The organism is Actinosynnema sp. (assembly GCF_052038725.1).
The window spans coordinates 1-1,513 of sequence record NZ_JBQGCX010001229.1 but is presented as its reverse complement, the minus strand read 5'-3'; the positions used below and the strand labels follow the sequence as shown (position 1 = coordinate 1,513).

The window sequence follows — 1,513 nt, the reverse complement described above, 5'->3', positions numbered from 1 at the left end:
CCTGCTCCTGCACGGCCGCCGTGACCGGGTCGTCGTGGTCGACGATCCACGAGCGGCCGTCCGCCTTGGCGACCAGGGACAGGGAGCCGTCGCCGTCGTCGGCCAGCTTGTCGGCGCGGGGGCGGACGCCGGACGGGAGCGGGTACTCCTCCAGGGGTAGCGGCGTCGGGACGCCGGACCTGACGAGCACGCCGCAGCGGACCTCGCGGCCCGGTGGCACGTAGCGCTCCACCAGGGCCCTGCGGCGCGGCGAGCAGGCGAACGCCGCGTCCAGGGCCGCGCGGTAGTCGGCGCGGTCGCGCACCAGGGTCAGGCCGTCGGAGTTGTCGGCGTCCACCGGCTTGACCACGAAGGGCGGCGGGAGCGGGCAGGGGTCGGCCCCGGTGACCACCCGGCCCTCCGGGACGGGGACGCCCGCCGCCGCGACGACCGCGCGGGTCATCGCCTTGTCCGCCCCCAGCGCCATCACGTCCGGCGGGTTGCCGGGGTACGGCACGCCCAGGGCGTCCAGCAGCGCGCGGAACGTGGTCATGCCGGGCAGGCAGAACAGCTGCGGCACGGCCACGTCCACCGACAGCGACTCGACCACGCCCAGCGCCTCGGGCAGCCCCACCGGCCGGGCAGCCGCCAGCGCCCGCGGCGTCAGGTCCGCCGGGAAGCGCCAGCGGCCGTCCGGGGTCACGTGCGCCACCAGGAACTCGTAGCGCGCCGGGTCCGCCGCCGCGCCGAGGCAACCCCGACCGTACACAGTGGACAGTTCAGCGAAGAACGGGCTCACCGGCGAACCGGTCAGGTGCAGAACGCGAAGCACAGGTCAGTCCCCCGAGGGCGCCACCAGCTTGCCGATGTTGAAGTCCACCCGCACCCAGTCCTGCCCGCGCGCCAGCGCCCGCAGCAGCAACAGCGGCACGTGCACGTGGTGCAGCAGCAGGAACGGCAGCGGGTCGGACCAGTCGAACACCGCCTCCTTGCCGCGCGCCACCACCCGCAGCCGCTCCCGCGCGGTCCCCGGTTCGGACAGGGCCCGCCACAGCTCGTGGAACAGCCAGTACGTCGGCCTGCTCGACGGCAGCGGCCGGATCTGCGGCGCGTCCGGGTCGAGGTAGGCGCGGGCCAGGTCCGGGTGGTCGTGGAACATGGTGATGGCGCTGTGGGTGCGCGGGTTGCACTCGATGGCGAGCGCGCGCCCGTCCGCCGACTCGATGAAGTCGAACGACACCTGCCCGGTCACCCCGGTGGCCTCGGCGAAGGCCCGCACCCAGCGCTCGATCCCCGGCTTGTCCACCATCTCGTAGTTCACCTGGAACGCCGAGGACTCGCAGCACCCGTAGACCACCACGCGCCCGTTCCGGACGGTGCTGTGCGTGCAGTACTCCTTGCCCGCCACGAACTCCTGCAGCACCCACGGGTGCCCGTCCCGGACGTCCTTGCCGCGCAGGAACTCCAGCGTCGCCTCGGGCGTCGGTCGCGGCAGCGGGGTCAGGTCCAGCCGGTTCACCGGGTCGTACGGGAT

Annotated in this window: 1 protein-coding gene and 1 pseudogene; both read right to left on the bottom strand. The window is 74.0% G+C overall.

Annotated elements, in window-relative coordinates; genetic code table 11:
- Positions 1 to 748, bottom strand: a 748-nt coding sequence (locus tag ACTUAL_RS25805) for a D-alanine--D-alanine ligase family protein (RefSeq protein ID WP_440902066.1), incomplete at its 3' end; no start/stop codon positions are given.
- A 66-nt stretch (positions 749 to 814) separates the two neighbouring features.
- A pseudogene (locus ACTUAL_RS25800) lies at positions 815 to 1,513 on the bottom strand (ATP-grasp enzyme); the annotation flags it as partial.